At 61.9% G+C, this 23,091-nt stretch carries 22 protein-coding genes and 1 CRISPR repeat array; of the genes, 17 read left to right on the top strand and 5 right to left on the bottom strand.

The genetic code is table 11. The features are described from left to right. Positions 1-39 precede the first annotated feature (39 nt). Positions 40-1,233 carry an MFS transporter gene (locus ELEN_RS09930; protein WP_009304153.1) on the top strand — a complete coding sequence of 398 codons (1,194 nt, stop codon included), beginning with the start codon at positions 40-42 and terminating at the stop codon, positions 1,231-1,233. 58 nt (positions 1,234-1,291) lie between these two features. Next, the gene (locus tag ELEN_RS09925; protein WP_015760878.1) at positions 1,292-2,356 is read left to right on the top strand and encodes a GNAT family N-acetyltransferase; all 1,065 of its coding nucleotides are present in this window, start codon (positions 1,292-1,294) and stop codon (positions 2,354-2,356) included. Here ELEN_RS09925 and ELEN_RS09920 read toward each other — a convergent pair. Further along, complete coding sequence (locus ELEN_RS09920; protein WP_015760877.1) at positions 2,353-2,937, bottom strand: NUDIX hydrolase; 585 nt, start codon at positions 2,935-2,937, stop codon at positions 2,353-2,355. The genes ELEN_RS09925 and ELEN_RS09920 overlap by 4 nt on opposite strands. A gap of 243 nt (positions 2,938-3,180) precedes the next feature. Between ELEN_RS09920 and ELEN_RS09915 the strand changes: the two genes are divergently transcribed. The 7 genes from ELEN_RS09915 (at position 3,181) to cas2 (ending at position 10,914) form a co-directional block, all read left to right on the top strand. After that, positions 3,181-5,379, top strand: a complete 2,199-nt coding sequence (locus tag ELEN_RS09915) for a CRISPR-associated helicase/endonuclease Cas3 (RefSeq protein ID WP_015760876.1) — start codon at positions 3,181-3,183, stop codon at positions 5,377-5,379. 230 nt (positions 5,380-5,609) lie between these two features. After that, positions 5,610-6,272, top strand: coding sequence for a type I-C CRISPR-associated protein Cas5c (gene cas5c, locus ELEN_RS09910; RefSeq protein ID WP_015760875.1), 663 nt, complete (start codon positions 5,610-5,612; stop codon positions 6,270-6,272). After that, entirely contained in the window at positions 6,269-8,017 is a 1,749-nt protein-coding gene (cas8c, locus tag ELEN_RS09905; protein ID WP_015760874.1) for a type I-C CRISPR-associated protein Cas8c/Csd1, read from the top strand. Before cas5c ends, cas8c begins: the two co-directional genes overlap by 4 nt. A 3-nt stretch (positions 8,018-8,020) precedes the next feature. Further along, positions 8,021-8,920, top strand: a complete 900-nt coding sequence (gene cas7c, locus ELEN_RS09900) for a type I-C CRISPR-associated protein Cas7/Csd2 (RefSeq protein WP_015760873.1) — start codon at positions 8,021-8,023, stop codon at positions 8,918-8,920. Between the two features lie 2 nt (positions 8,921-8,922). Further along, entirely contained in the window at positions 8,923-9,585 is a 663-nt protein-coding gene (gene cas4, locus ELEN_RS09895; protein WP_015760872.1) for a CRISPR-associated protein Cas4, read from the top strand. Beyond that, positions 9,582-10,613: a type I-C CRISPR-associated endonuclease Cas1c gene (gene cas1c, locus ELEN_RS09890; RefSeq protein WP_015760871.1), complete on the top strand. Its 1,032-nt coding sequence runs from the start codon at positions 9,582-9,584 to the stop codon at positions 10,611-10,613. The genes cas4 and cas1c overlap by 4 nt, the downstream gene beginning before the upstream one ends. 1 nt (position 10,614) lies before the next feature. After that, positions 10,615-10,914 (top strand): CRISPR-associated endonuclease Cas2, encoded by a 300-nt coding sequence (gene cas2, locus ELEN_RS09885; RefSeq protein WP_009304162.1) that lies wholly within the window; start codon positions 10,615-10,617, stop codon positions 10,912-10,914. A 156-nt stretch (positions 10,915-11,070) separates the two neighbouring features. Continuing rightward, positions 11,071-12,179: a CRISPR direct-repeat array (repeat unit 33 nt; unit sequence GTCACTCCCCGCATGGGGAGTGCGGGTTGAAAT). Positions 12,180-12,562: 383 nt separating this feature from the next. On the opposite strand, the gene ade is transcribed toward cas2, so the two are convergent. Next, the gene (gene ade / locus ELEN_RS09880) at positions 12,563-14,368 is read right to left on the bottom strand and encodes an adenine deaminase (RefSeq protein ID WP_009304164.1); all 1,806 of its coding nucleotides are present in this window, start codon (positions 14,366-14,368) and stop codon (positions 12,563-12,565) included. A 203-nt stretch (positions 14,369-14,571) separates the two neighbouring features. Here ade and ELEN_RS09875 point away from each other — a divergent pair, with 203 nt between their 5' ends. The 3 genes from ELEN_RS09875 to ELEN_RS09865 are packed head-to-tail and all read left to right on the top strand — an operon-like array spanning position 14,572 to position 15,955. Beyond that, positions 14,572-15,027 (top strand): NanQ anomerase/TabA/YiaL family protein, encoded by a 456-nt coding sequence (locus ELEN_RS09875; protein WP_009304165.1) that lies wholly within the window; start codon positions 14,572-14,574, stop codon positions 15,025-15,027. Positions 15,028-15,032: 5 nt separating this feature from the next. After that, complete coding sequence (locus ELEN_RS09870) at positions 15,033-15,398, top strand: GIY-YIG nuclease family protein (RefSeq protein WP_015760870.1); 366 nt, start codon at positions 15,033-15,035, stop codon at positions 15,396-15,398. Next, positions 15,395-15,955: a hypothetical protein gene (locus ELEN_RS09865; protein ID WP_009304167.1), complete on the top strand. Its 561-nt coding sequence runs from the start codon at positions 15,395-15,397 to the stop codon at positions 15,953-15,955. The genes ELEN_RS09870 and ELEN_RS09865 overlap by 4 nt, the downstream gene beginning before the upstream one ends. Here ELEN_RS09865 and ELEN_RS09860 read toward each other — a convergent pair. Further along, positions 15,952-18,318 carry a bifunctional alpha,alpha-trehalose-phosphate synthase (UDP-forming)/trehalose-phosphatase gene (locus tag ELEN_RS09860; protein ID WP_009304168.1) on the bottom strand — a complete coding sequence of 789 codons (2,367 nt, stop codon included), beginning with the start codon at positions 18,316-18,318 and terminating at the stop codon, positions 15,952-15,954. The genes ELEN_RS09865 and ELEN_RS09860 overlap by 4 nt on opposite strands. 192 nt (positions 18,319-18,510) lie before the next feature. Between ELEN_RS09860 and ELEN_RS09855 the strand changes: the two genes are divergently transcribed. The 4 genes from ELEN_RS09855 (at position 18,511) to ELEN_RS09840 (ending at position 21,464) form a co-directional block, all read left to right on the top strand. Next, positions 18,511-18,792, top strand: coding sequence for a hypothetical protein (locus ELEN_RS09855; protein WP_009304169.1), 282 nt, complete (start codon positions 18,511-18,513; stop codon positions 18,790-18,792). Positions 18,793-18,961: 169 nt separating this feature from the next. Then, positions 18,962-20,113, top strand: coding sequence for a M42 family metallopeptidase (locus tag ELEN_RS09850; RefSeq protein ID WP_009304170.1), 1,152 nt, complete (start codon positions 18,962-18,964; stop codon positions 20,111-20,113). 8 nt (positions 20,114-20,121) lie between these two features. Beyond that, the gene (smpB, locus tag ELEN_RS09845; RefSeq protein ID WP_009304171.1) at positions 20,122-20,589 is read left to right on the top strand and encodes an SsrA-binding protein SmpB; all 468 of its coding nucleotides are present in this window, start codon (positions 20,122-20,124) and stop codon (positions 20,587-20,589) included. 62 nt (positions 20,590-20,651) lie between these two features. Continuing rightward, entirely contained in the window at positions 20,652-21,464 is an 813-nt protein-coding gene (locus tag ELEN_RS09840) for a hypothetical protein (protein ID WP_009304172.1), read from the top strand. An 89-nt stretch (positions 21,465-21,553) separates the two neighbouring features. On the opposite strand, the gene ELEN_RS09835 is transcribed toward ELEN_RS09840, so the two are convergent. Both ELEN_RS09835 and relB read right to left on the bottom strand, forming a co-directional pair. Continuing rightward, the gene (locus tag ELEN_RS09835) at positions 21,554-21,823 is read right to left on the bottom strand and encodes a type II toxin-antitoxin system RelE family toxin (protein WP_015760869.1); all 270 of its coding nucleotides are present in this window, start codon (positions 21,821-21,823) and stop codon (positions 21,554-21,556) included. After that, positions 21,820-22,050, bottom strand: a complete 231-nt coding sequence (gene relB, locus ELEN_RS09830) for a type II toxin-antitoxin system RelB family antitoxin (protein WP_015760868.1) — start codon at positions 22,048-22,050, stop codon at positions 21,820-21,822. The genes ELEN_RS09835 and relB overlap by 4 nt, the downstream gene beginning before the upstream one ends. 307 nt (positions 22,051-22,357) lie before the next feature. Here relB and ELEN_RS16185 point away from each other — a divergent pair, with 307 nt between their 5' ends. Beyond that, positions 22,358-23,089 carry a hypothetical protein gene (locus ELEN_RS16185; protein ID WP_143924743.1) on the top strand — a complete coding sequence of 244 codons (732 nt, stop codon included), beginning with the start codon at positions 22,358-22,360 and terminating at the stop codon, positions 23,087-23,089. The last annotated feature ends 2 nt before the right edge of the window (positions 23,090-23,091 follow it).

Here is a 23,091-nt window from a genome sequence, read left to right as displayed (position 1 = left end):
AGCGCGGGTGTAATTCGCGGTGAACGAACGGATGGTGCCATGCTCGCGCATGCAGTCGACGCGTCGGAATCCTCGCAGCCTCGGCAAGGGGTGCGAGGCCTCGTCATCGCCACGTTCGCCTTCGTCACCGTGTTCGCCGCTTCGGCTGTGCCTATCCCTTTGTACTCCGAGTACAAAGGGGCGATCGGGCTCACCGACGCCGACATCTCCGCCACCATGCTCATGTACCTGTTCGGCGTCGTGCTGACGCTGTTCTTGTCGGGATCGCTGTCCGATGCGGCGGGACGGCGCCCCTTGGCGGCGGCGTCGCTGCTGCTTGCCATGCTCGGTTGTTTCCTGTTCTTGAGAGCGGCCGATCCGACGATCGTGCTGGTTGCGCGAGCCGTGCAGGGCGTGTCGTGCGGCTTGGCCATGAGCGCCGTTTCGGCGCTGGTCGTCGATTCCGCCGTGGGGCGCTACGAGGGGTTCGGGCTGGCGGTGGCCGGTTGCGGCGCGCTGCTGGGCGTGATGGCGGGCTCGCTGGCCGTGGGGTTCTTGTCCTTGGTCACCCAACAGCACGCGCTGATCTATTGGATCATGATCGCGTTGCTGGCGCTGGGCGCGATCCTCATTCCCGCGGCTCCCGAAACGGTCGTCAGCCGCGTGCCGCTGCGAACCGCCTGCAAGCCGGTGATCGGCGTGGATGCGAAGCTGCGTGGTGTGCTGCCCATCGCCGCGTGCGCCTACGTCGCGTCGTGGGGCGTGGGCACGTTCTTCCAATCGTTCAGCTCGCCGGTGGCGGCGGAATGCTTCGGTTCGAGCGACCCGTTCATGGCATCGGCTATCCTCGCGCTGTCGATGGCGCCCAGCGCGTTGGGGGCGCCGCTTGAGGCGCGCATGCCGTCGGGCGTGTCGTTGCGTGTTTCGATGGCGGCGCTCCTCGTGTTCACGTGCGCGATGTGCGTAGCGATGGCGGCCGGGGCTTTGGGCGCTTTCCTCGTGCTGGTGGCGTTGTTCGGCCTGTCCACGGGCATGTGCCTGTCGGGCAGCCTGCGCCTCTTGTTCGCGCGGGCCGACATGCGCAGCACGGCGACGGTGGTGTCGACCATCAATCTCATCGGCTACACGGGATCGGCGGTTCTTAGCGGGATGATGGGCGCGCTCGTGGGCGCGACGACGCTCGTGGGCGTGCTTGCGGCGCTGGCCATGTTCGCGGCCGTCGCCACGGTTCTAGTGTTCGCGCGCACGCGCTAACGCAGCGGAGTCGCGGGCTTTGCTATACTGGGTTTTTTCGACGAAACGAGGACGAGCGATGCCGATAGCCGTGAGCGCATGCCTGCTGGGGGAGCCGTGCCGCTACGATGGGAAGTCGCGTCCCTGCGAGGACGTGCTGAAGCTGCACGACGCTTGCGAGATGGTTCCCGTGTGCCCCGAGGTGCTGGGCGGGCTGCCTGTGCCGCATGCCCCCTGCGAGATCGCCGCCGCCGAGCGCGCGCTGCGCGTGACGGACGCGGACGGGGTCGACGTCACGGACGCGTTTTTGGCCGGAGCCGCCAAGACGGTGGAGCTGGCGCAGGAGCAGGGGTGCAAGCTGGCCGTGCTCAAGGCGAAGAGCCCTTCGTGCGGATGCGGCCTCGTGTACGACGGCGCGTTCGCCGGCGAGCTCGTGCCCGGTTACGGCGTGGCGGCGCGCGCCTTGCGCGAGGCGGGCGTGCGGGTGCTCGACGAGGTGCGGTTCGCGGCTTGCGTTCGGGCCGGCGAGGCGCGGCATCCCGGTTGTCCGCCGGCGATTCTGGCGGTGACGTCGGGGGAGTGCCCTGCGCTCGAGACCGAGCGCCTCGTGCTGCGCCCGTTCGTTTCCGACGATATCGACGACGTGTACGCCTACTGCAGCGACCCCGCCGTCGGGCCCGATGCCGGATGGGCCCCGCACCGCACGCGCGAGGACTCGCGCATGTTCGTGGAGGTGATCGCGAGCGAGCCTCATGTGTTCGGCATCTTCGAGAAGACGGGCGCGGGGACGGGAGCCACGGGGCCGTGCATCGGGTCGATCGGCCTCATCCGCGATCCGCAGCGGCGCAACGTCGACTGCCTCATGCTGGGCTATGCGCTCGCGCGCACGGCATGGGGGCGGGGCTGCATGACCGAGGCGGCGGACGAGATGCTGCGCTACGGCTTCGAGGAGCTGGGGCTTGGCCTGATCACGTGCACGCACTACACGTTCAACGATCGTTCGCGCCGCGTGATCGAGAAGGCGGGCTTCGTCCACGAGGGCACCATCCACGGCGCCGAAGCAACCCCCGACGGCCTCATGCAGGACTTCGAATCGTACTATCTTCCCCGCGAGCTTTGGGATGAGGCGAAGGGACGGGGCTAACGTCTCATTTCGAGGTCGACCGCGGCCAGCTTGTCGACGAGCTTGCGGTAGATCCGGTCGCGCATCCACGGTTCCGTCGATGCGGCCAGCGCCTCGTCGAAGTCCATCCAGCGCACGCCGCTGTTCTCGTCGGGCTTGACGCGCAGCGGGTCGTCGGGCGACGCGACGGCCAGATACGTCACGTTGAGGTGTACATGCGAGCTGACGTAGCGCCCGCGTTTCTCGTGCCCGTCCACGGTGAGCACCTCGAGCGAGAAGATGTTCCCCGGCCCGCATGGCACGATGCGCGCGTCGGCGACTCCGGTCTCCTCCTCCAATTCGCGCAGCGCCACCCGCTCCAGGTCACGCTCTCCGTCGGCGTGCCCGCCGATCCAGCTCCACGATCCGTACGTGTTGTGGAACACCGTGAGCGTCTGGGTGACGGTCGGATCGACCGTCCAGATCGAGCACGTCATATGCGCGAGCGAGTCGCGGTCGAACACGTGCGGGTCGGTTTCCAACTGCCGGAGGATAACCTCGCGATCGGATGCCTCCTGCTGGTTGAAGGGTTGGTAGGAGCGTATGTCGGTAGCGAGGGACATGGGGAGTATTGTACAACCCGGTTGTTCTTCGGGCATGCTTCATGCACCTGTTTTTTGGATTAGACATTCTTTCAATGATAAACGAAAACGCTTTTCTGCAAGTCCCGCTTGGGGGACATGCGAAAACAGTTTCCAGAGTATCATCGAGAGCTATAAAAATGATTAGAGAGCTTATGCATGTCAAGATGAGTTATATTTTATAGCTGAACGGCGCGCGATTGCGCTAACTGACGGGAGGTATTCATGCACGTATCCCATGTTGCCGAAGACGGGCGCATCGAAGAAGTGGCCGACCACCTGCGGGAGGTGGCCGAGATGGCGGCCGAGTTCGCGCGGCCGTTCGGGGCCGAATCGTGGGCCTATGCCGCAGGAATGGCGCACGACATCGGCAAGTATTCCACGGAATTCCAGAACCGCATCCTATGCGACGGGCATAAAGTCGATCACTCCACGGCGGGGGCTGCTCTGCTTGATCAGTTGGGTTTGAAATTGCTCGCTTACTGCGTTGCCGGCCATCATGCAGGGCTTCCCGACGGGGGCACTACGGCAGATGTCGAAGACTGTCCGACTCTGCGCGGTCGACTGCTGCGGGCACAACACGGTAGCATCCCCGATTGCGCCGCCTATGCGCGCGAAGTCGAGCTTAACGTTCCGAAAGGCCCTTCCGTTCTGCCTGTTTCTCGCGATCGGGAGGACGGAGCCTATTCGCTTTCGTTTTTGACGCGCATGGTATTCTCCTGTTTGGTGGATGCGGACTTCCTTTGCACCGAGAGATTCATGCAGGGCGAAGGACGCGATCCTCTTTCGGAGCAATCCCTTGTCGATCTCCTGGGTTGCTTGAAAGAAGAGGTAGCTCGCTTCTACCCGCCGACGAGCGCGCTCAACGAAACGCGCTGCCAGGTGCTGGATGCATGCATCAGAGCTGCTTCGAACCACCCCGGTTTCTTCTCGCTAACGGTTCCCACCGGAGGTGGAAAAACGTACGCGTCGCTGCTATTCGCGCTCGAGCATGCGGTTAAGCGCGATGCACGTCGCGTAGTATACGCCGTGCCCTATACGTCGATCATCGAGCAGAACGCCCGCGTCTTTCGCGATGTGCTGGGAGAGCGCAGCGTTTTGGAGCATCACGCGAACTTCGATTTCGATTTCGACGAAGAGGTGGAGTCGTACAAGTCAGGCGACGCGAAGAAGGCGCTTCGCCGAGCGTCCGAGAATTGGGACGCGCCCATCGTGGTGACGACGAACGTACAGTTCTTCGAGTCGCTCTACGCTAATCGGACATCGCGCTGCCGCAAGCTGCACAATATCGCGAACAGCGTGATCGTGCTTGACGAGGCGCAGATGGTTCCCACCAAGCAGCTGCTTCCTTGTCTGCGCGCGCTTATAGAGCTCGTGGCGAACTACGGTTGTTCGGTGGTACTGTGCACGGCGACGCAGCCGGCCTTCAACGGGATGCTTGGACGAAAGGGGTTCGCCGTGCGCGAGATCGCACCTGCGCCGTCGGAATTGTTCAAAAAGCTTAAACGCGTCTCGTATCGTTTCGACGGCGTGCTCGGTGATGACGATCTTGCAGCACGTTTGGCAGATCGCGACCAGTCGCTTTGCATCGTGAACAGCCGCAAGCAGGCGAGGCGGCTGCATGAGCTGCTCGACGGGGAAGACTCGTACCATCTGACAACCCTCATGCACCCTGTACATCGTGAGCGCGTGCTGAACGAGATCCGGCAACGTCTGCGCGAGGGCCGGACTTGCCGGGTTGTGGCGACGAGCCTGATAGAAGCGGGCGTCGACGTTGATTTCCCTGTGGTCTACCGCGCGCTCGCTGGTGTGGACAGCATGGTGCAAGCGGCTGGGCGATGCAATCGAGAAGGCCGGCAGTCGGCCGAGGAAAGCATCGTGCACGTGTTCGAGCCCGCCGACGACTACGCTCTGCCTTCCGATGTCGCGCAGAAAGTGGCGATAGCACGAAGCGTCATAAGCGAGATGGAGGGAGCGGCATGCGAGTCGTGCGATATCGGGGCTCTCGAGGCGATCGACGCATACTTTGCAAGGCTGTACGCCGTGCGCGAAGGAGCGCTCGACGCATCGGGAGTGCTGCGCGATCTCGAAGGGTTCAGCCTAAAATCCCTCAACATACCCTTCAAGCGCGCGGCCGACGATTTCCGCATGATCGAGGAAGGCTCGCGCACGGTGGTGATACCCGATCCGGAAATCGAATCCGATATCCTCGCGGTGAAAACCGGTTTCGCGAATCGCTCGACCATACGCAGGCTCTCGCGCTACGCCGTCGGCGTTTACGATGGGGATATCAAGGCTTTACTGCGGAGCGGCAAGATAGAGACTCTTGCCGAGGACTTGTTCGTGCTGGTCGATGGAACATGCTACTCGGATCAACGCGGATTGGATCTGAAAAACGAAGAAGGAAAGGGGATATTCCTGTAACGGCACAGGGGCGCTTGGAGCGCCCCTGTGCCGTTACCGCTTAACTGTTTATGAGAATGTTTCAACCCCCATTGCAACGCAATGACGTGGACATTGTGAACTAAAGCACCTTGAAAATCAAATATAAGCATATGGTGACATTGACGGTTGCAATTTCTGATGGTATAACGAATGCAGTAGATTTTAACCTAAACCTTTATAAGAATGAAAAAAATGAAAGGAGGTATCATATGGCATATGGAATCCAAATCGAGGTTTGGGGCGAGCGGGCGCTCTTCACGAGGCCGGAGCTGTCGGTGGAACGCGTTTCGTACGATGTGATCACGCCTTCGGCGGCTCGTGGTCTGATCGAATCGATATACTGGCATCCGGGTATGCGATATACGATCGATCGAATACACGTGCTCAATCCCATTCGCTTCACCAACGTGCGGCGCAACGAGGTTAAATCGAAAGCGCTCGCCAGCTCCATAAGAAGCGTCATGACGCACGGAGGCGAGTTGCCCTACATAAACACGAAAGAGGATATCCAGCAACGAGCCTCACTGATCCTCACCGACGTGCGCTATGTGATAGAAGCGCATTTCGAATTGACCGACCGAGCGAAGCCCGAAGACAACCCCGGCAAATTCAAGGATATCATAAGGCGGAGGCTTGATCGAGGGCAATGCTACTCAACCCCGTACTTCGGAACTCGTGAGTTCGCAGCTCACTTCAAGGCATGTGACGGAGACGCTCCCCAGGGGTGCTATGCAGATTCCGGCGAGCGCGATCTCGGCTTAATGCTTTACGACATGGATTACGTCGATCCGCAGAACATTATGCCGATGTTTTTTCGAGCTGTTATGCGCAATGGCGTGATCGACGTGGCGGGAAGCGAGGTGTTCCGATGATCCTGCAAGCGCTTGCCGACTACTATGAGCAGCTGTCTAGAGAACATCCCGAAAGGATCGCGCGACCGGGATGGTGTTCGCGCCAGGTGGCTTTCATGCTGGAGCTTTCGCCCGATGGCGAGTTGGTCAACGTGATTCCTGCCGAGGAGAAGCGGGGCTGGACGAGGGAGGTGCCCGAGCAAGCGAAGCGCACTGTGGGCGTGACGGCCAATCTCTTGTGCGATAACGCGACCTATCTGCTAGGTCTCGATGCCAAAGGCAAACCAGAGCGCGCCCGTCGGTGCTTCGACGATGCACGGCGGAAGCATCTCGAGCTGCTCGCTGATGTCGATTCGCCGGTTGCAACCGCGATCCGGTCTTACTTTGAAACGTGGAATGTGGAGGAGGCGTCGGAGCACCCTCGTGTGGTGGATGCTGGCGAGGGGCTGCTTGCGGGAGGCAATCTCGTGTTCTTCGTTCAGGGTTGCGAAGCCCTCGCCGATCGCGACATCTGCGCGGCATGGGATCGACGCTGCGAACGATCCGGCAAAGACGAAGAGGTAACGACATGCCTGGTCACTGGCGAGAAGGCTCCTATCGCTCGACTGCATCCTGCCATCAAAGGCGTGATGGGGGCGCAGTCGATGGGGGCATCGCTCGTGGGCTTTAACGCGCGTGCGTTTGAGTCGTACGGGCACGATGAAGAGCAGGGGTTGAATGCCCCAGTAAGCGAACGGGTGACGTTCGCTTACACGACTGCCCTGAACTATCTACTGTCTGATCGCAATCATCATATTCGCCTTGGTGATACGACGATCGTGTACTGGGCCGATAGCGATGATGAAGATTGTGCAGCCTTGTTCTCGCAAGCCATCAACCCGAACTTTGGAGAACGAGCTGAGGGCGAAGACGACCCTGATGAAAAGCTCGACGCGATCATGGGTGCCTTGGCGGCGGGACGGCAGGTGGAAAGCGCAAAGCTCGATGCGACATTCCACGTGTTAGGGCTTGCCCCGAATGCGGCAAGGCTGTCGGTAAGGTTCTTCATGTCTGGCATGTTCGGCTCTATGCTGGACAATCTGCGGAAGCATTACGACCGTATCGATATCACCCGCGCGCCGTACGAGAAGAAATACCTCTCGCCGTATTTCCTGCTTGCGGAGACGGCGAACCCGAATGCCAAGCAAGCGGCCGCTACGTCGGTGCTCGCAGGCGCTCTCATGCGTTCGATCTTGGCCGATGCGCCGTATCCCGAAGCGCTGTACTCGAACGTGCTGTTGCGAGTGCGAGCGACGCAGGACGACGATGACCGCCGCACGCGCAAGGTGACGCGCGGACGTGTGGCGATCATTAAAGCGTATCTAATCAAGAATCTAAACAAGGAGGCGGTGACGGTGTCACTCGACGAAACGAAAAGAGATACCCCCTATATGCTGGGACGATTGTTCTCCGTGCTGGAACGCGTGCAGGAAGAGGCCAATCCGGGCATAAAAACTACAATCAAGAACCGGTACTTCGATTCGGCGAACGCGATGCCGAGTGTGGTGTTCCCGGTCATCATGAAGCTTGGCCAGAACCATCTGAATAAGATCGCGGGCGACCGAAAAGGACTCGCGGTGTTCTACGAAAAGCAGATACAGGAGTTATGCAACGGAATCCAAGGGTTTCCCAAACGTCTTTCGCTGTCGGAACAGGGTGGCTTTATCCTGGGATACTACCATCAAACGCAGAAACGTTACGAGAAGAAAAACGATCAGGAGGGTTAAATCATGAGCGATACGATCAAGAACCGTTACGACTTCGTCGTGTACTTCGATGTGGAGAACGGTAACCCCAACGGCGATCCCGATGCCGGCAACATGCCGCGCATCGATCCCGAGACGAGCCTCGGCATCGTGACTGACGTGTGCTTGAAGCGCAAGATCCGCAACTACGTGGAGACGGTGAAGGAAGGCGAGCGGGGTTTCGAGATATACATCAAGGACGGCGTGCCGCTCAATGCGAGCGACCGACGGGCGCTCGACGAGTTCGGCGTGGGAACCGATGATAAAGCCATCAAAAAACTCAAGAAAGACGATCCTGCGCTCGACGAGAAGATTCGCGATTTCATGTGCGAGACATTCTATGATGTGCGCACGTTCGGTGCGGTGATGACCACGTTCGTCAAAGGCGCGCTCAACTGCGGGCAGGTGCGCGGGCCGGTGCAGCTGACGTTCGCGCGCAGCGTCGATCCTATCATTCCGCAGGAGGTCACCATCACGCGCGTAGCCATCACCACCGAAGCCGATGCCGAGAAGAAGGGCACCGAGATGGGTCGCAAGTACGTGGTTCCCTATGCGCTCTATCGCGGGGAGGGCTACGTTTCGGCGAACTTGGCGCGCAAATCGACGGGATTCTCGGAGGACGACCTCGCCCTTCTGTGGGATGCTATCGTCAACATGTTCGAGCACGATCACTCGGCTGCGCGCGGCAAGATGGCGGTTCGTGCGCTCGTGGTGTTCAAGCATGACAGCGAGCTTGGCAATGCGCCGTCGTACAAGCTGTTCGACGCTGTTTCAACCCAGAAGAAAGCCGGCGTGGAGGCTCCGCGTTCCATCGACGACTACGAGGAGATCACCGTTGACGAGGGCGCCGTGCCCGAGGGAGTCACGGTTCTGAGGATGGTGTAGCGGTGTACGACGAGGACGAGTTCCTCGCGCTGTCTGGTATCCAGCACTTCGCGTTCTGTCGACGACAGTGGGCGCTCATCCATATCGAGCAAGCGTGGGCCGACAACGTGTTGACAGCCCAAGGCGAGCTCATGCACAAACGCGCCCATGATGAAGAGCTGCGCGAACGGCGAGGTGATACCCTCGTCGTTCGCGGCTTGTCGGTGCATTCGCGTGCGCTCGGCTTGTCAGGGAAGTGCGACGTCGTCGAATTCCGCAAGAACTCGCATGGCCATACTCTCACAGGAGAGGATGGCCTTTGGCGCGCTGTGCCGGTGGAGTACAAGCGCGGTTCGAGCAAGGCGAACGATGCCGACCGACTGCAATTGTGCGCACAGGCGTTGTGCTTGGAGGAGATGCTTGGGGCGGATGTGCCCATTGGGTTCCTTTACTACGGCGAAACGCGTTCGCGCGAAAAGGTGGAGTTCGACGAGTCGTTGTGCGCTTTGGTTGGCTCGATGGTGGAGGAGATGCATGCTTTGTATCGACGCCGTCATACTCCACGGGTGAAGCCCTTTTCGGCCTGTCGGTCGTGCTCGTTGAATGACCTCTGCCTGCCGCGCGCCATCAATCGGGCGACGGTCGGGGAGTATGTGGCCAAAAGGCTTTTCGAGGAGGAGCTATGAGACATTTGCTCAACACGCTTTACGTGTTCACGGAAGACGCGTATCTCATGCTCGATGGGGAGAACGTGGTTGTACGTCGCGATGGCGCAGAGCTTGGACGAGTGCCGCTCCATACGCTTGAGGGTATCCTCTGCTTCTCGTACCGAGGTGCAAGTCCTGCCCTTATGGGCGCCTGCGTCGAACGGGGCGTCGGCCTGTCTTTCTTCGATCGGAAGGGTCGTTTCCTTGCAGGCGCATACGGCGAGCAACGCGGAAACGTGCTGCTGCGAAAAACGCAGTATGCATGGTCTGAAGAAACCGAAAAGAGCCTTGCTATCGCTCGGAATTTCATTGTGGGAAAGCTCTACAACGGTCGTTGGGTGCTCGAACGGGCGGTGCGCGACCATGGGTTGCGTATTGATACGGGATCGGTGAAGGCAGCCAGCATGAGGCTTGACGGTTCGCTTCGCAGTGCGGCTGAGTGCGAAACGATGGATTCCTTGCGAGGGATTGAGGGCGACGCGGCTGCAGAGTATTTCGGCGTGTTCGATGAGCTGGTGTTGCGAGATAAGGAGACGTTTCGTTTTACAGGTAGAGCGCGGCGTCCTCCGACCGATGCGATGAACGCCATGCTGTCTCTGTTCTACACGGTTCTGGCTTTCGATTGCGCGTCTGCGCTTGAGGGTGTTGGGCTTGATCCGTTCGTGGGTTTCATGCATGCGGATAGGCCTGGTCGACGCTCGCTTGCTTTGGACTTAATGGAGGAGCTGCGGCCGGTGTTCGTCGATCGGTTCGTGCTTTCCGCCTTGAACAACCGGGTGGTGAGTTCGAAGGATTTTGAGAAGCGGGAATCGGGTGAGGTTCGGTTGGGCGATGAAGGGAGACGGGCTTTGTTCGGCGCTTGGCAAGAGCGAAAGAAGGAGACGATCACCCATCCCTTTTTGAAGGAGAAGATTCCCCGGGGGCTTGTGCCGCATGTGCAGGCGCTGTTGCTCGCTCGTTGCTTGCGCGGCGATCTAGACGGCTACCCGCCGTTTCTATGGAAGTGAGATGGTTGGCATGCTGACAGTGATTACCTACGACGTGAATACCGAGGATCCGGCAGGCCGACGTCGCTTGCGAAAAGTGGCGCGACATTGCGTCAATTACGGTCAGCGTGTCCAGAACTCAGTGTTCGAATGCGTTGCCGATGCTGCGACGATGGTTCGTATCAAGAGCGAGCTCGTCGAGCTGATCGATCCGGAGAAAGATAGTTTGCGATTCTACAGTCTTGGAAGCAAATATGAGACGAAGATTGAGCATGTAGGTGCGAAGCCAACGTACGAAGCTGAAGGGTTCTTGGCATTGTAGGACCATGGTGCGAGCACGAAGCTCGCATATGACATACGTGAGGTTCGCACCAAATAGTGTGACATAAAGATGCCTGACGCGCTTGTTGCGTGTACCTTGTTTGTCTATTGGCGCTATATGTTGATCGAGGCAGTAAATTTTGCGCATAATATTGCGGTCACTCCCCGCATGGGGAGTGCGGGTTGAAATGGATACGCTCTCATGCATGCATACCCTGTGGCCGGTCACTCCCCGCATGGGGAGTGCGGGTTGAAATTTGTTGTCGCCGTTCCTCGCGGCAGCCACCTCGGCGTCACTCCCCGCATGGGGAGTGCGGGTTGAAATCGATGCCGACCACGACGATAGCGCCCATGATGGGTCACTCCCCGCATGGGGAGTGCGGGTTGAAATGGGCTGACGACCCAAAGAAAAGTCAGCGCCGCGTCACTCCCCGCATGGGGAGTGCGGGTTGAAATTACTATGTTTACAGTACCGAGGAGCTGAGGCCGTGTCACTCCCCGCATGGGGAGTGCGGGTTGAAATTTGCCGACGTGCTGGACGGCTACAACCGCACCCACGAGTCACTCCCCGCATGGGGAGTGCGGGTTGAAATAGCCTCTTTTCGCTCGTCGCGTTCGTCGAGCTGGTCACTCCCCGCATGGGGAGTGCGGGTTGAAATTAAACGAACTTGAACAGACGCATTTTGATAACCGTCACTCCCCGCATGGGGAGTGCGGGTTGAAATTGGCAGCCTCTCGCAGGGTCTCGGCTGGCTCAAGTCACTCCCCGCATGGGGAGTGCGGGTTGAAATGAAAAGCTGCACCGGCGTGCCGACCGTGATGCCGTTAGTCACTCCCCGCATGGGGAGTGCGGGTTGAAATGGCACTGACGTGAACGAAAGCGTCAAGGCTGCAAACGTCACTCCCCGCATGGGGAGTGCGGGTTGAAATCCCACCGCGATCACCCAGAACGTCGAGTACCTGGTCACTCCCCGCACGGGGAGTGCGGGTTGAAATATGTCGGGGAAAAGGCGCGAACCCATGTAGGCGGTCACTCCCCGCATGGGGAGTGCGGGTTGAAATCAGGTAGGCGTTGACGGCCTTGTCGTTGGCCTCGGCCAGTTACTCCCCGCATGGGGAGTGCGGGTTGAAATCTACGATGCCATGGCGTCCTATGCATTCACGGGGTCACTTCCCGCATGGGGAGTGCGGGTTGAAATGAGGAATATACGCGATTCGTTGAAACGGATGTAGATCACTTCCCGCATGGGGAGTGCGGGGTGAAATGGCACCGCGGTGTACTCCGTGCTCGAGAACGCGCGGGTCACTCCCCGCATGGGAGTGCGGGTTGAAACTGTTCGGGTTGGCTGGCAAGCTGAACGCTGACACGTCATCGTTCAGCTTGCGGGCGCGCGGGTTGAAGTCGCGCGCAGCTGTCGTGGTACGGCCGAGGCGTGGTCGGTCGTACCACTCGCGGGCGCGCGGGTAGAAGCAGGGTATCCGGGTTGAAATCGAGCAGCGTTTCGGCAGGTTCTGTCGCTCCCTAACGAAGGGGCGACCGATCCTTGCCGTCGCTTCCTATCGAGAACGCGGATTGATTCGCTGATTCCGAGTTTTGCTCGTCGGACGTCTGCGCCGAGTTGCGAAAGGCGCAGACGTCCTTCGGATCGCTACTCCACCACCAAATCAACGAACTCAAACGTCGTGCAGTCAACCAGGCCGCGGTTCGTCAGGCGCAGTTCGGGCAGGCATGCTAGCGGGATCAGGGCCATCGTCATGAACGGCGACGGCATGGTGCAGCCGATCTCGGCCCATGCGCCCTCCAAAGCATGTACCTTCTCGCTCATCGTTACGGCGTCGAGCGAGTCCATCAAACCGGCGATAGGAAGCTCCACCAACCCCAGGATCTCCCCGTCGGCGACCACCGCCATGCCGCCGCCGCAGGCGGCCAGCGTGTTCGCGGCCAGGGCCATGTCCTCGTCGTTCGTGCCCACCACCAGCAAATTGTGCGCGTCGTGCGCCACGGTGGACGCCATCGCGCCGCGCTTGATGCCGAAGCCCTTCACGAAGCCGCAGCCGCACGTGCCCGTCTCGTGATGGCGTTCGAACACGAACGTCTTCAGCACGTCCTGCTGAAGGTCGGACTCAAGCCGCCCGTCCACGACCGGCAGGTCCACATGCGCCTCGAACGTGCCGACCTTGGCGGGGATGATCTCGATCGCGCGCACCCGCACGGTTCCGTCGGCAACGCCTTCGGGTGCGGGCACCTCGAACGATGCGGGCGTCAGCTCGCGACCCAGGTGCATCGAGTGCGTAACCCAGTCGGGGAATTGGAACGGCGGCAGGTCGAACAGGGCGCGGCCGTCTTCCGCCACCACGTCGCCGTCGATCAGCACGCGGGTGACCCTCAGGTCCTCCAGATCGTCCAAGAACACGATGTCGGCGCACTTGCCCGGCGCGATGGAGCCCAGGTCGTGGTCCATCTGGAAGCACTGAGCGCAGTTGATGGTGACCATCTGGATGGCGGTCACCGCGTCGATCCCCAGCCCGACGGCCACCCGCACGATGTGGTCGAGGTGCCCGTCGGCCACCAGCGTGTGCGGGTGCGTGTCGTCGCTGACCAGCGTCGCGAAGCGCGTGTCGATGTCGTTCGCCAGCACGGCTTCGGCCAGCACCGGCAGGTCCTTCCATGCCGAGCCGTAGCGCAGCTGGGCGTACATGCCGAGGCGCATCTTCGCCAACACGTCCTCGGGGCGCGTTGACTCGTGGCAGCAGCGCACGCCCGAGGCGATGTAGGCGTTCAGGCCCCGGTCGGTCTCGGGCATGGAGTAATGGCCGGTCACGATCTTGCCTGCCTCCAGCGTGGCACCCACTTCGCCATGCGCGTGGTCCGTGCTTCCTAGGATGCCCGGGAAGTTCATCATCTCGCCGAGCCCCACGACGCTCGGCCATGCCATCGTCTCGGCCACGTCGTCCGGGCCGATGGACGAACCGGTGTCCTCGAAGCCGGGCACGGCGGGCACGCACGACGGGGTGGTGATCATCGTCTTGAGCGGCGTGCGCCGCGCGTCCTCCTCCATCACCTTCACGCCGTCGAGGCCTAGCACGTTGCAGATCTCGTGCGGGTCCATGTAGATGCCCGTGGTGCCGTGCGGCACGACGGCGCGCGCGTATTCGCCCACGCCCATCATGGACGATTCCACGTGGATGTGCCCGTCGAGGAACCCTGGCGCGATGTACTGCCCCTTCGCATCGATGACCTGCGTGTCCTCGCCGATGCAGTGGTCTGCCCGGCCGAGGTAGGCGATGCGGCCCTCGGCGATGGCCACGTCCACGTCCTCCTGGATCTCGGCCGTGCACACGTTCACGAGCTTCGCGCCCTTGATCACCGTCTCGGCGGGCGCGAGCCCCTGGGCGACGGCGGACAGGGTTTTCGAGCATTCCCACAGCGGCTTCTTGCAGAACTTGTTGATCATGCCTCGCTCCTTCGATGAACGGCGCCGTCTCTTCGGCGCAGGGTCGATACGGTCATTATCTGCCTTGCTCAAGCTGCCGTCCACGATCCCTTTCTAGACTTCAAGCGGAATGCGCAAACGTTCTGTTGCGTCCGCGCTGACGTCCTCGGGTGTATACTGCGAGTCGCTTTGCGCGCCGTGCACCCGTACCGAAAGGACCGATCATGCTGGTTACCACCCTCGACCATGCCGCTGGCAACGATTACCTCGCCGCGCGTTTTCAGAAGGCGTATGCTTTTTTGAACAGGGATGACCTCGGGTCGCTCCCGCTCGGCCGCGTCGACATCGACGGGGACGCCGTGTTCGCCAACGTGCAGGAATACGACACGGTTCCCGCCGAGGAGAAGCAGCTGGAGGCGCACCGCCGCTACTACGACGTGCAGTTCGTCGTGTCGGGCGAGGAGGTCATGCAGTATGCGCCGCTCGAAGGCCTCGCGAAAGTACAGCCCTTTGACGAAGACGCCGATTTCGGGCTGTACTGCACACCCGAGCGTCCCAGCTCCATCGTGCTGCGTGCGGGCGACGTGGCCGTGCTCGCACCCGAAGACGCCCACAAGCCGGGATGCGCGCTCGACGCCCCATGCTGCGTGCGCAAGATCGTCGTCAAGGTGCTCGTGTAGCGCGCATGGATCCCCGGGCAGAAAACGATCCGTCGTTCTACCTGTACGTGCTCGAATGCGCCGACGGCACATGGTACACGGGCTACACCGTGGACGTCGCCGAACGCGTGCGCGCGCATAACGCCGGCGCGGGCGCGAAGTACACGCGCAGCCGCCTTCCCGTGCGCCTGCTCGCGCAGGCGGCTTACGCGACGAAGCACGAGGCCATGAGCGCCGAGTACCGCTTCAAGCGCCTCATGCGCCGTCAGAAAGAACGGCTCGTGCGCCGTGCCGCGCGCGAGCCGTTCGAGCAGGTTCTGAGCGACCTCATGCCCGCGGCGGGTGTGCGCGAAGACACGGAAGGTGTTGATGTCGGAGGGGAGGCGCGATGAGCCTGCGAAGCGCCGGCGACGACGTCGTTTCCCGGATCGCGCGCTTGTTGGAGCTCGAAGGCGACCGGTGGCGGCCTCATCGGGCGCTCGAGCTGCTGTCGTTCGTGCTGGGCGACCGCGCCCAGGTGGGCGATGCGTCCCGCTACATATTCGCGTACGCGCGCCATCGGGGCTACGACCTGCCGCCGTACCCGTTGGCGGGGTGCGGGGAGATCCGCGCGTTCTTCGCCGACGAGGGCGTGCGCAACGTGCCCGACTGGTACGGGAAGAAGCTCGGGCTCGACGAGCGCGCCTACGAGGCGCTGCCGTCGCAGACCGTCGTCGTGTTGCGCGACCGTGCCGACCGGCGCAAGGCGTTCTTCCTCGACGGCATCCGCTATCGCAACGCCGCCGCCTTCGAGAACCTCGTCGATAGCGGCTTCTCCCGCACGCTTTCCGAAGACGATCTGGAAGCGCTGTTGAGCCGCGTGCTCGCGTTTTTGACCGGCGACGATGCGTCCGTCGAGGCGGAAACGACGGCCGTCGGCCCGCTTCGCGGCTCCTCTTGCGCGTTCTAGCGGACCGGCTCGGCTTCGGCCATCGCTTCCAGCAGCTGGCGCATCTCGGCGCTGTTCTTGAGCGCGAAGCGGGCGCGGGTGGGGCCGCCGCCTATCTTGACGGTCCACGCGTCGTCGGGCGCGGCTTCGAACACGTCCTCGTCGGTGCGGTCGTCGCCGGCCGCCAGCAAGAAGCCGTAGGCGGGGTCGCGGAACCAGCGGTGGGCCGCGTGCCCCTTGTCGACGCCGCGCGGCTTCACCTCGATCACCTTATTGCCGTCCATGAGCGCGATGCCGCGGTCGGCCAGGCCGTCTCCCAGTGCGCATCTGATCTCGATGACGCGCCGTTCGGCCAGCTCTTGGCTGCACATGCGGTAATGCCACACCAGCGAGTAGTCCTTCTCTTCCAGCAGCGATCCGGGCGTGCGGTCGACGAAGTCGGCCAGCACGGGGCGGATGGCGTCCTTCCAGCTGTTGTCGAGCGGTTCCTGCAGCGTCCATGCCCGCCCGCTCGCCGTGCCTCCGTCCGCTTGCGCGGCGAACCAAACGCCGTGCTCGGCCACGAGGTCGACGGGCAGCCGGCCCAGCCATGCCTCGAGCGTGGCGTGGTCGCGCCCCGACACCACCACCACGTCGTTGTCCGCGCTGCCGCCCAGGCGCGCCAGCACGTCCAGCAGCCGTTCGTCGGGCGCGACGCGCGCGGGGTCGTCCGAGAAGGGCATGAGCGTGCCGTCGTAGTCCAGCAGCAGCGCGCGCCGATCCGCGCGGCGGTACGCCTCCAGCAGCCGGCCGGCCGACGTGGGGCCCAGCAGATGCGCGCTCATGCCCGCCTGGCGGCGCTTCACGTCGGCCACGGCATCGAGGAACTCGCGCGCCCACTTCTTCGACGTGTAGCGTGCCAGGCGCTGTTGCATGGGTGCGTTGCGCTTGCGCTGCTCGTCGGGTGGCATGGTGAGCGCCTCCTGCATGGCACGGGCGATGCCCGCGCGGTCGAACGGGTTCACGCACAGAGCCTCGTGCAGCTCGTAGGACGCGCCGGCCATCTCCGACAGCACCAGCACGCCTCCGTCGCCGTCGTGGCAGGCCAGGTACTCCTTGCATACGAGGTTCATGCCGTCGCGCAGCGGGGTGACCAGCATCACGTCGCTCGCGGCGTACAGGCTGACCAGCTGCTCGAACGGCAACGAGCGGTAGTAGTAGTCCACAGGCGTCCAGTCCATCGTTGAGTGTTTGCCGTTCACCTGGCCCACCAGCTCGTCGATGCGCTTCTTGAGCGCGCGGTACGACGCCACGTTCTCGCGCGACGGCACGGTGACCAGCATGAGCACCACGCGACCCTTCCACTCGGGGTGCTTGTCGAGGAACGCGTCGAAGGCGTCCAGCCGCTCGGGAATGCCCTTCGAGTAGTCCAGCCGTTCCACCGACAGCATCACCTTGCAACCTTCGTGTCCCTTCTCGGCCGCGAGCGTTTCCACTGCTGCTTGCACTTCCGGTGTGCGTGCGGCGTCGCGGAAGCGCGCGTAGTCGATGCCGAGCGGGAAGGCGTCCACCTGCACCACGCGTCCGTCAACCGTGAGCGTGCCGCTCGTGTTCTCGATGCCCGCCACGCGCCGGCAGCTGGACAGGAAATGGCGCACGTAGTCGTAGGCATGGAAGCCGATGAGGTCGGCTCCCAGCACGCCGCGGACGATCTCGTCGCGCCACGGCAGCGTGCGGAACGTCTCGTAGTCGGGGAAGGGGATGTGCAGGAAGAACCCGATGGACGCATCCGGCAGTGCCTCTCGCAGCATCGACGGCAGCAGCATGAGGTGGTAGTCCTGGATCCACAGCGTGTCGCCCGGGCGCGCTTCTGCCAGTGCTGCCTCGCAGAACCGTTCGTTCACGCGCCGGTATGCCTCCCATTCTTCCTCGTCGAAGCGGGTGAACTGGGGGAACCCGTGGAACAGCGGCCAGATGGCCGAGTTGGAGAAGCCCTCGTAGTAGGCTTCGGCGTCGCGGTCGTCCAAGAACACCGCGCGGCAATCGCGCTCGTCGAACGCCGCGGCCAGCCGGGCGCGCTCGTCGTCGTCCATGCCCGCATCCGCGTCGGCCCAGCCGATCCAGAGGTTGCCGTCCTGCTCGTGCAAGGGGCCCAGGCCCGTGGCCAGGCCGCCCACGCTGCGCTCGAGCTCGAAGCCGCCTTCGCCGTCGTCTTCGAAACGGTAGGGCAGCCGGTTCGACACGATGATCAGCCGCCCGGCCTCGGGCGCGACGACGCTGCGCGCGTCATGCTGCGCGCGCCGAGCTGCCGCGCTCTCTTCCCGGGGGCGGTCGATGCGCGCGAGGGGTAAGGGGAGCGGCGTGTCGCGCAGAAGGGTCGCCGCGGTGCTGTGAGTGTTTGGCATGGAAGTCCACCTTTGCTGTCTTTTCTGCCATTGTAGGGAAGGCGCCGCCGCTTCCCCGAAGCGGTTGCGCCCTTGTTTCGCTGCCGTCAGGCGGCCGTGAACGCGCCTTTTTCTCGCGCGTTGCGCAGCGGCGGCCGTCGCCTTGGGGTATCATGCGAACAGTGCGAAAACCACGACCGTCGAAGGAAGGATATGCAGACCTACATCGCCCATTACATCTCTCCCGCGGCTGCTGACGTGCGAGGCACGGGGCTCTTCGAGTTCGAAAGCGACTCGCGCGCCAACACGAAGGGGAACCTGCGCGACGCGCGCCTCAAGATGCTGGAGCTGTACGGCAAGGACGCCGTGTCGTGGACCATCGACAGCGTGGAGCGGAAGAAAGCGTCCGTCGCCTCGCAGGACGGACAACTGGCGCTGGACTTCCGCCCGCCGAAGCCCGAGCGCAAGCGCGCGAAGAAGAAAGAGTACTGGTAGGCCCGCAACGCCCGCCGTCGGCGCCGGACGCTTCATGGTACTCCGGTGACGGCCTCGCTTCATCACCGCGATGAGGTGGCTGCTCGGACGATGCAAGGGCTATACTGGTTCCCATACCGAACGAACGCGCCGCGCCTGCGCGCGGCCTCGCCCAGAACAGGGAGCATTTATGAAGAACAAGCAGGTGAAATTCCTCAAGCAACTGCTCGAGACCCCGTCGGCCACCGGCACCGAGATCGCCGTGGCCGAACTGGTGCGCGAGCGCCTGGCCGGCACGGCCGACGAGATCCAGACCGACGTCATGGGCTCGGTCCATGCCCGCCTGTCGGGCACGGGCGTGGCCCCGTCGCTCATGCTGTCGGCCCACATGGACGAGATCGGCCTCATGGTCACGTACATCTCCGACGAGGGCTTCCTGTCCGTGTCGTCCGTCGGCGGCGTGGACGCGGCCATCCTCCCGGGCATGCGCGTGGACGTGCACGCGTCGAACTCCTTCGAGCCGCTGCGCGGCGTGGTGGGCCGCAAGCCCATCCACCTCATCGAGCCCGACGAGCGCAAGAACGTCACGCCCATCGACAAGCTGGTCATCGACCTCGGCATGCCGGCGAAGCGTGTGAAGAAGCTCGTCATGGTGGGCGACGTCATCACCTTCGGCGTGGGCTTCGAGCGCTTCGGCAAGAACATGGCTGTCTCGCGCGCCTTCGACGACAAGGCGGGCGTGTGGGTCGCTGTGCGCGTGCTGGAGACGCTCGCTAAGGAGGGCCGCGCGCCCGGCGACTTCATCGTGGCCGCCACCGTTCAGGAGGAGATCGGCACGCGCGGCGCCATTACGTCCGCGTACGGCCTGGACCCCGATGTGGCCATCGCGTTCGACGTGACGCACGCCACCGACTATCCCGGCATCGACAAGACGAAGTACGGAAAGATCGTCTGCGGCGAGGGTCCCGTTATCGCGCGCGGCCCCAACATCAACCCGGCTGTGTTCGAGCGCCTCGTGGCGGCGGCCGAGGCCGAGGGTCTGCCGTACCAGATCGAGGCCGAGCCCGGCGTCACCGGCACCGACGCCCGTTCCATCCAGATCTCCCGCGGCGGCGTCCCCACCGGCCTCGTGTCGGTGCCCCTGCGCTACATGCATACGCCCACCGAGGTGGTCAGCCTCGACGACCTCGACGCAACGGTGAAGCTGCTCGCCCGTTTCGCGCGCGACCTGGACGAGGACGCCTGCTTCGTGCCGGGCATGGGCGACGCGGTGACCGAGGGCGACGGCGCTGGCGCCGAGTCCGCTGCGCAGATGCAGTTCGACGAGACGGGCGTGGAGTAGGTACGGCCGTGAAACGCGAAGAGAAGACCATCGCCAAGAACAAGAAGGCGTTTCACGAGTACGAGATCCTCGAGACGCTGGAGGCGGGCATCGAGCTGACGGGCACCGAGGTGCGCTCGCTGCGCGACAACCACTGCCAGCTCACCGACTGCTTCGCACTCATCCGAGACGGCGAGGTGTGGCTGCACAACGTGCACATCCCGCCGTACCTCAACGGCAACATCGCCAATCCCGATCCCGACCGCAAGCGCAAGCTGCTGCTGCACAAGAAGCAGATCCGCCAGCTGCAGGAGCAGGTCAAGGAGAAGGGCATGGCGCTCGTGCCCGTGAAGATGTACTTCAAGGACAACTCGCTCGTGAAGGTGGAGCTGGCCGTGGCGCGCGGCAAGAAGCTCTACGACAAGCGCGCCACCATGGCGGCGCGCGATTCCCGCCGCGAGGTGGAGCGCGCGCTGAAGGAACGCAGCCGCTACTAAGCTGCAACGACGAACCACGCCGCGCTTTGCGCCGACGTGCGAACCACGCGAAGGAGGCCATCATGGGCTTGGACGAGGAACTGGAAACCATCGAGGACGGCGCCGAGACGGAAGCCGAGCAGATCGACCAGGAGACCGAACTCGAGGACGTCGAAGAGTTCCAAAACGACGAGGAGTTCGATCCTTCCGACGACGAGACCGACCTCGAGGAAGCCTACGAGGGCTTCTTCGCCGAGGAAGGCCCCGACGGAGAGGGCGAGACGTCGCTCGACGGCGAGGACGGGGGCCTGGCGGCCGTCGCGTCGCAGGCGGCGGGCATCGACCTGTCCGAGGAGGGCTTCCATATCGTCGACGGCGACGAGGCCGACGAGGAGGCGCAGCTCTACGAGAACGGCTCGCTCGACAGCTACGATGCCGATGCGCTGAACGAGGACGGCGACGCGACCGCCGGCTCCGTGCCTGAGGTCGACGAGGCGAACGCCCTCGAAGAGCTGGAGGACGGCCAAGACGACGACGTGCAGGACGTGGTCATCATCGAGCCGAGCGCCGAGGACGACGGCTACGAACTGGTGGAGCTCGAGCTCGACGATGACGACATCGTGCGCTACATCGAGGACGAGGACGGCGACGTCATCGGCTTCGTGCTCATGGAGGACGGCGAAGAGGCGGAGTACTACTACGTCGAAGAGGACGAGGAAGAAGCCGAAGAAGAGGACAACCCCTACGATCTGGGCATCACGAAGGAAGGTGTGGCCGAGGCCACGAACGATATGAACGCCATCTACAAGGACGGCATCGCCGTGGCGGCCGAGCTCAAGGGCGCCTTCGACGACATCAAGAGCGCGCTCGACTTCACGTCTTTTTTGAAGAAGTAGCCTGACGCAGCCTAGGAAACGCAAAGGAGCCCCGCGGCTGCGCGCCGACGGGGCTCCCGTCATCGGTGGTGGAGGCGCGGAAAGATTTGCTACCGTTCGTATATCTTGCTGCGGTGTCCGATCTCGATAGCGAGCACGGTCAGTTTTTCGTCGACGATATCGCAGAGCACCCGATAGTCGCCTATGCGATAGCGCCATTGGCCGGAACGGTTTGCCGTCAAACCCTTGCCATGTGCGCGCGGATCGTCGCAGCCGTCGATGTTCTTGTCCATCCAGGATAAGACGATGGCACGCTGGCCTGGATCCATCTTGCGCAGTTGGCGTCTCGCCCTTTCGGAGTACGCGAGCGCCCAGCTCATCGTAATCCGAACTCGCGCATGACTTCGTCGTTGGAGTGGGCGACGGGATTCTCGTCGAATTCCGCTTTAGCGGCGTACCACGTTTTCAGGTCGATGTCGTCCTCGATGCGTTCGAGCGCTGCTTTCCGCATGAATTCGGATACCGACGTGCCGAAGGCCTGAGCGTAGTCGGCTATGAGGTTTTTCTCGTTCTGGTCGAGCCGTATAGTCATCGTCGAGCTGGGCATCTCTTTCCTCCTTTGCTTGTTGTAAGACATTGTAGCACATAAGGGTAGTCGAACGCAAAGGAGCCCCGCCAGCGTGATTGCCGACGGGGCTCCTGTCATCGGTGGTGGAACAGCAGTATGTAGATTGGAATGTAGCCTTACCGAGCTAAATGATTTGTACGAGCTAGTGAGCAACTGCGAACTTGTTCAAATGGCAATTATCGAGCCTATGAGGTTTGCGACTATTGTGCGGATGCGTGTATTCGTTAATAAATTGTTCTATCCGAAATAAATATTTAGAATTCAGGATGCTTGGTATTGCAGAAATGTGTACAACATTGTAGAGAAATATCAGCCTATAATACTGGTTGCGGAGGTGCTATTTGTTTTGCAGACAGATGATGCTTTAAAGATCGTGAATTACATTCGAGTAGATTTAGTGGGTAGCGAGTATCGTTTTTACCAAGAGCAGGCAATAAGAAACGAACTAAACTCGTGCAATTGCAGCATTGTCGTTCGAGGGGAACGTTCCGTAGCGTGTGGCGTAGGTTTGGCTTTTAACGTCGTGGCGGCTGTTGCAGAAGACATTGCGGCGGGGTTGATCAGTGCTGCTCTAAAAGGGCTTGTCGTAAAAATCAAAGGAGCGATTTCAGGCGAGGGTTTGCAGGCTGCATGTTTTGCCGATGCCGTTATCGAAGTAGCGGATTGCGATTTAATTATTAAGGCAAACTGTAATGCCGGAGTTAATAGCGAATATGTAAATTATGACGAGCTGATTCGCTCGATGCTTGAATTGTCAAAGAAAGAAAAGGATTCAGGTAGAATAATTAAAGCTATTGAAGCACCCTGCGATATCGATCTGACAAAGGAAGTACCGGATGTTCGGTGCTGCGGTGTAGGGAATTTTTCATTATGGCGTGTCACCCATCGGAATGGAGATAGATGGCCATGTTGGTTATATGATGCGGCAAATGATTGCTTTTTGCCACTTGCGGAGGGCTTTAAACAACAGATCCAAGGCGATAGCGAGGACGTGTTTTACTCTGAAACTTCTGCATAAAG

The organism is Eggerthella lenta DSM 2243 (genome assembly GCF_000024265.1).
Lineage (GTDB): Bacteria > Actinomycetota > Coriobacteriia > Coriobacteriales > Eggerthellaceae > Eggerthella > Eggerthella lenta.
The sequence above is the reverse complement of the archived record's forward strand: the minus strand, read 5'-3'. Positions and strand labels throughout refer to the sequence as shown.

Excerpts from the sequence above, each read along its gene's own strand:
- ELEN_RS09850 (WP_009304170.1), top strand. The coding sequence starts at position 18,962 with ATGAAGAACAAGCAGGTGAAATTCCTCAAGCAACTGCTCGAGACCCCG.
- ELEN_RS09875 (WP_009304165.1), top strand. The coding sequence starts at position 14,572 with ATGCTGGTTACCACCCTCGACCATGCCGCTGGCAACGATTACCTCGCC.
- ELEN_RS09840 (WP_009304172.1), top strand. The coding sequence starts at position 20,652 with ATGGGCTTGGACGAGGAACTGGAAACCATCGAGGACGGCGCCGAGACG.
- ELEN_RS09835 (WP_015760869.1), bottom strand. The coding sequence starts at position 21,823 with ATGAGCTGGGCGCTCGCGTACTCCGAAAGGGCGAGACGCCAACTGCGC.
- ELEN_RS09870 (WP_015760870.1), top strand. The coding sequence starts at position 15,033 with ATGGATCCCCGGGCAGAAAACGATCCGTCGTTCTACCTGTACGTGCTC.
- cas7c (WP_015760873.1), top strand. The coding sequence starts at position 8,021 with ATGAGCGATACGATCAAGAACCGTTACGACTTCGTCGTGTACTTCGAT.
- cas8c (WP_015760874.1), top strand. The coding sequence starts at position 6,269 with ATGATCCTGCAAGCGCTTGCCGACTACTATGAGCAGCTGTCTAGAGAA.
- ELEN_RS09865 (WP_009304167.1), top strand. The coding sequence starts at position 15,395 with ATGAGCCTGCGAAGCGCCGGCGACGACGTCGTTTCCCGGATCGCGCGC.
- ELEN_RS09860 (WP_009304168.1), bottom strand. The coding sequence starts at position 18,318 with ATGCCAAACACTCACAGCACCGCGGCGACCCTTCTGCGCGACACGCCG.
- ELEN_RS09930 (WP_009304153.1), top strand. The coding sequence starts at position 40 with ATGCTCGCGCATGCAGTCGACGCGTCGGAATCCTCGCAGCCTCGGCAA.
- ade (WP_009304164.1), bottom strand. The coding sequence starts at position 14,368 with ATGATCAACAAGTTCTGCAAGAAGCCGCTGTGGGAATGCTCGAAAACC.
- ELEN_RS09855 (WP_009304169.1), top strand. The coding sequence starts at position 18,511 with ATGCAGACCTACATCGCCCATTACATCTCTCCCGCGGCTGCTGACGTG.
- cas1c (WP_015760871.1), top strand. The coding sequence starts at position 9,582 with ATGAGACATTTGCTCAACACGCTTTACGTGTTCACGGAAGACGCGTAT.
- relB (WP_015760868.1), bottom strand. The coding sequence starts at position 22,050 with ATGCCCAGCTCGACGATGACTATACGGCTCGACCAGAACGAGAAAAAC.
- ELEN_RS09915 (WP_015760876.1), top strand. The coding sequence starts at position 3,181 with ATGCACGTATCCCATGTTGCCGAAGACGGGCGCATCGAAGAAGTGGCC.
- cas2 (WP_009304162.1), top strand. The coding sequence starts at position 10,615 with ATGGTTGGCATGCTGACAGTGATTACCTACGACGTGAATACCGAGGAT.
- ELEN_RS09920 (WP_015760877.1), bottom strand. The coding sequence starts at position 2,937 with ATGTCCCTCGCTACCGACATACGCTCCTACCAACCCTTCAACCAGCAG.
- cas5c (WP_015760875.1), top strand. The coding sequence starts at position 5,610 with ATGGCATATGGAATCCAAATCGAGGTTTGGGGCGAGCGGGCGCTCTTC.
- ELEN_RS09925 (WP_015760878.1), top strand. The coding sequence starts at position 1,292 with ATGCCGATAGCCGTGAGCGCATGCCTGCTGGGGGAGCCGTGCCGCTAC.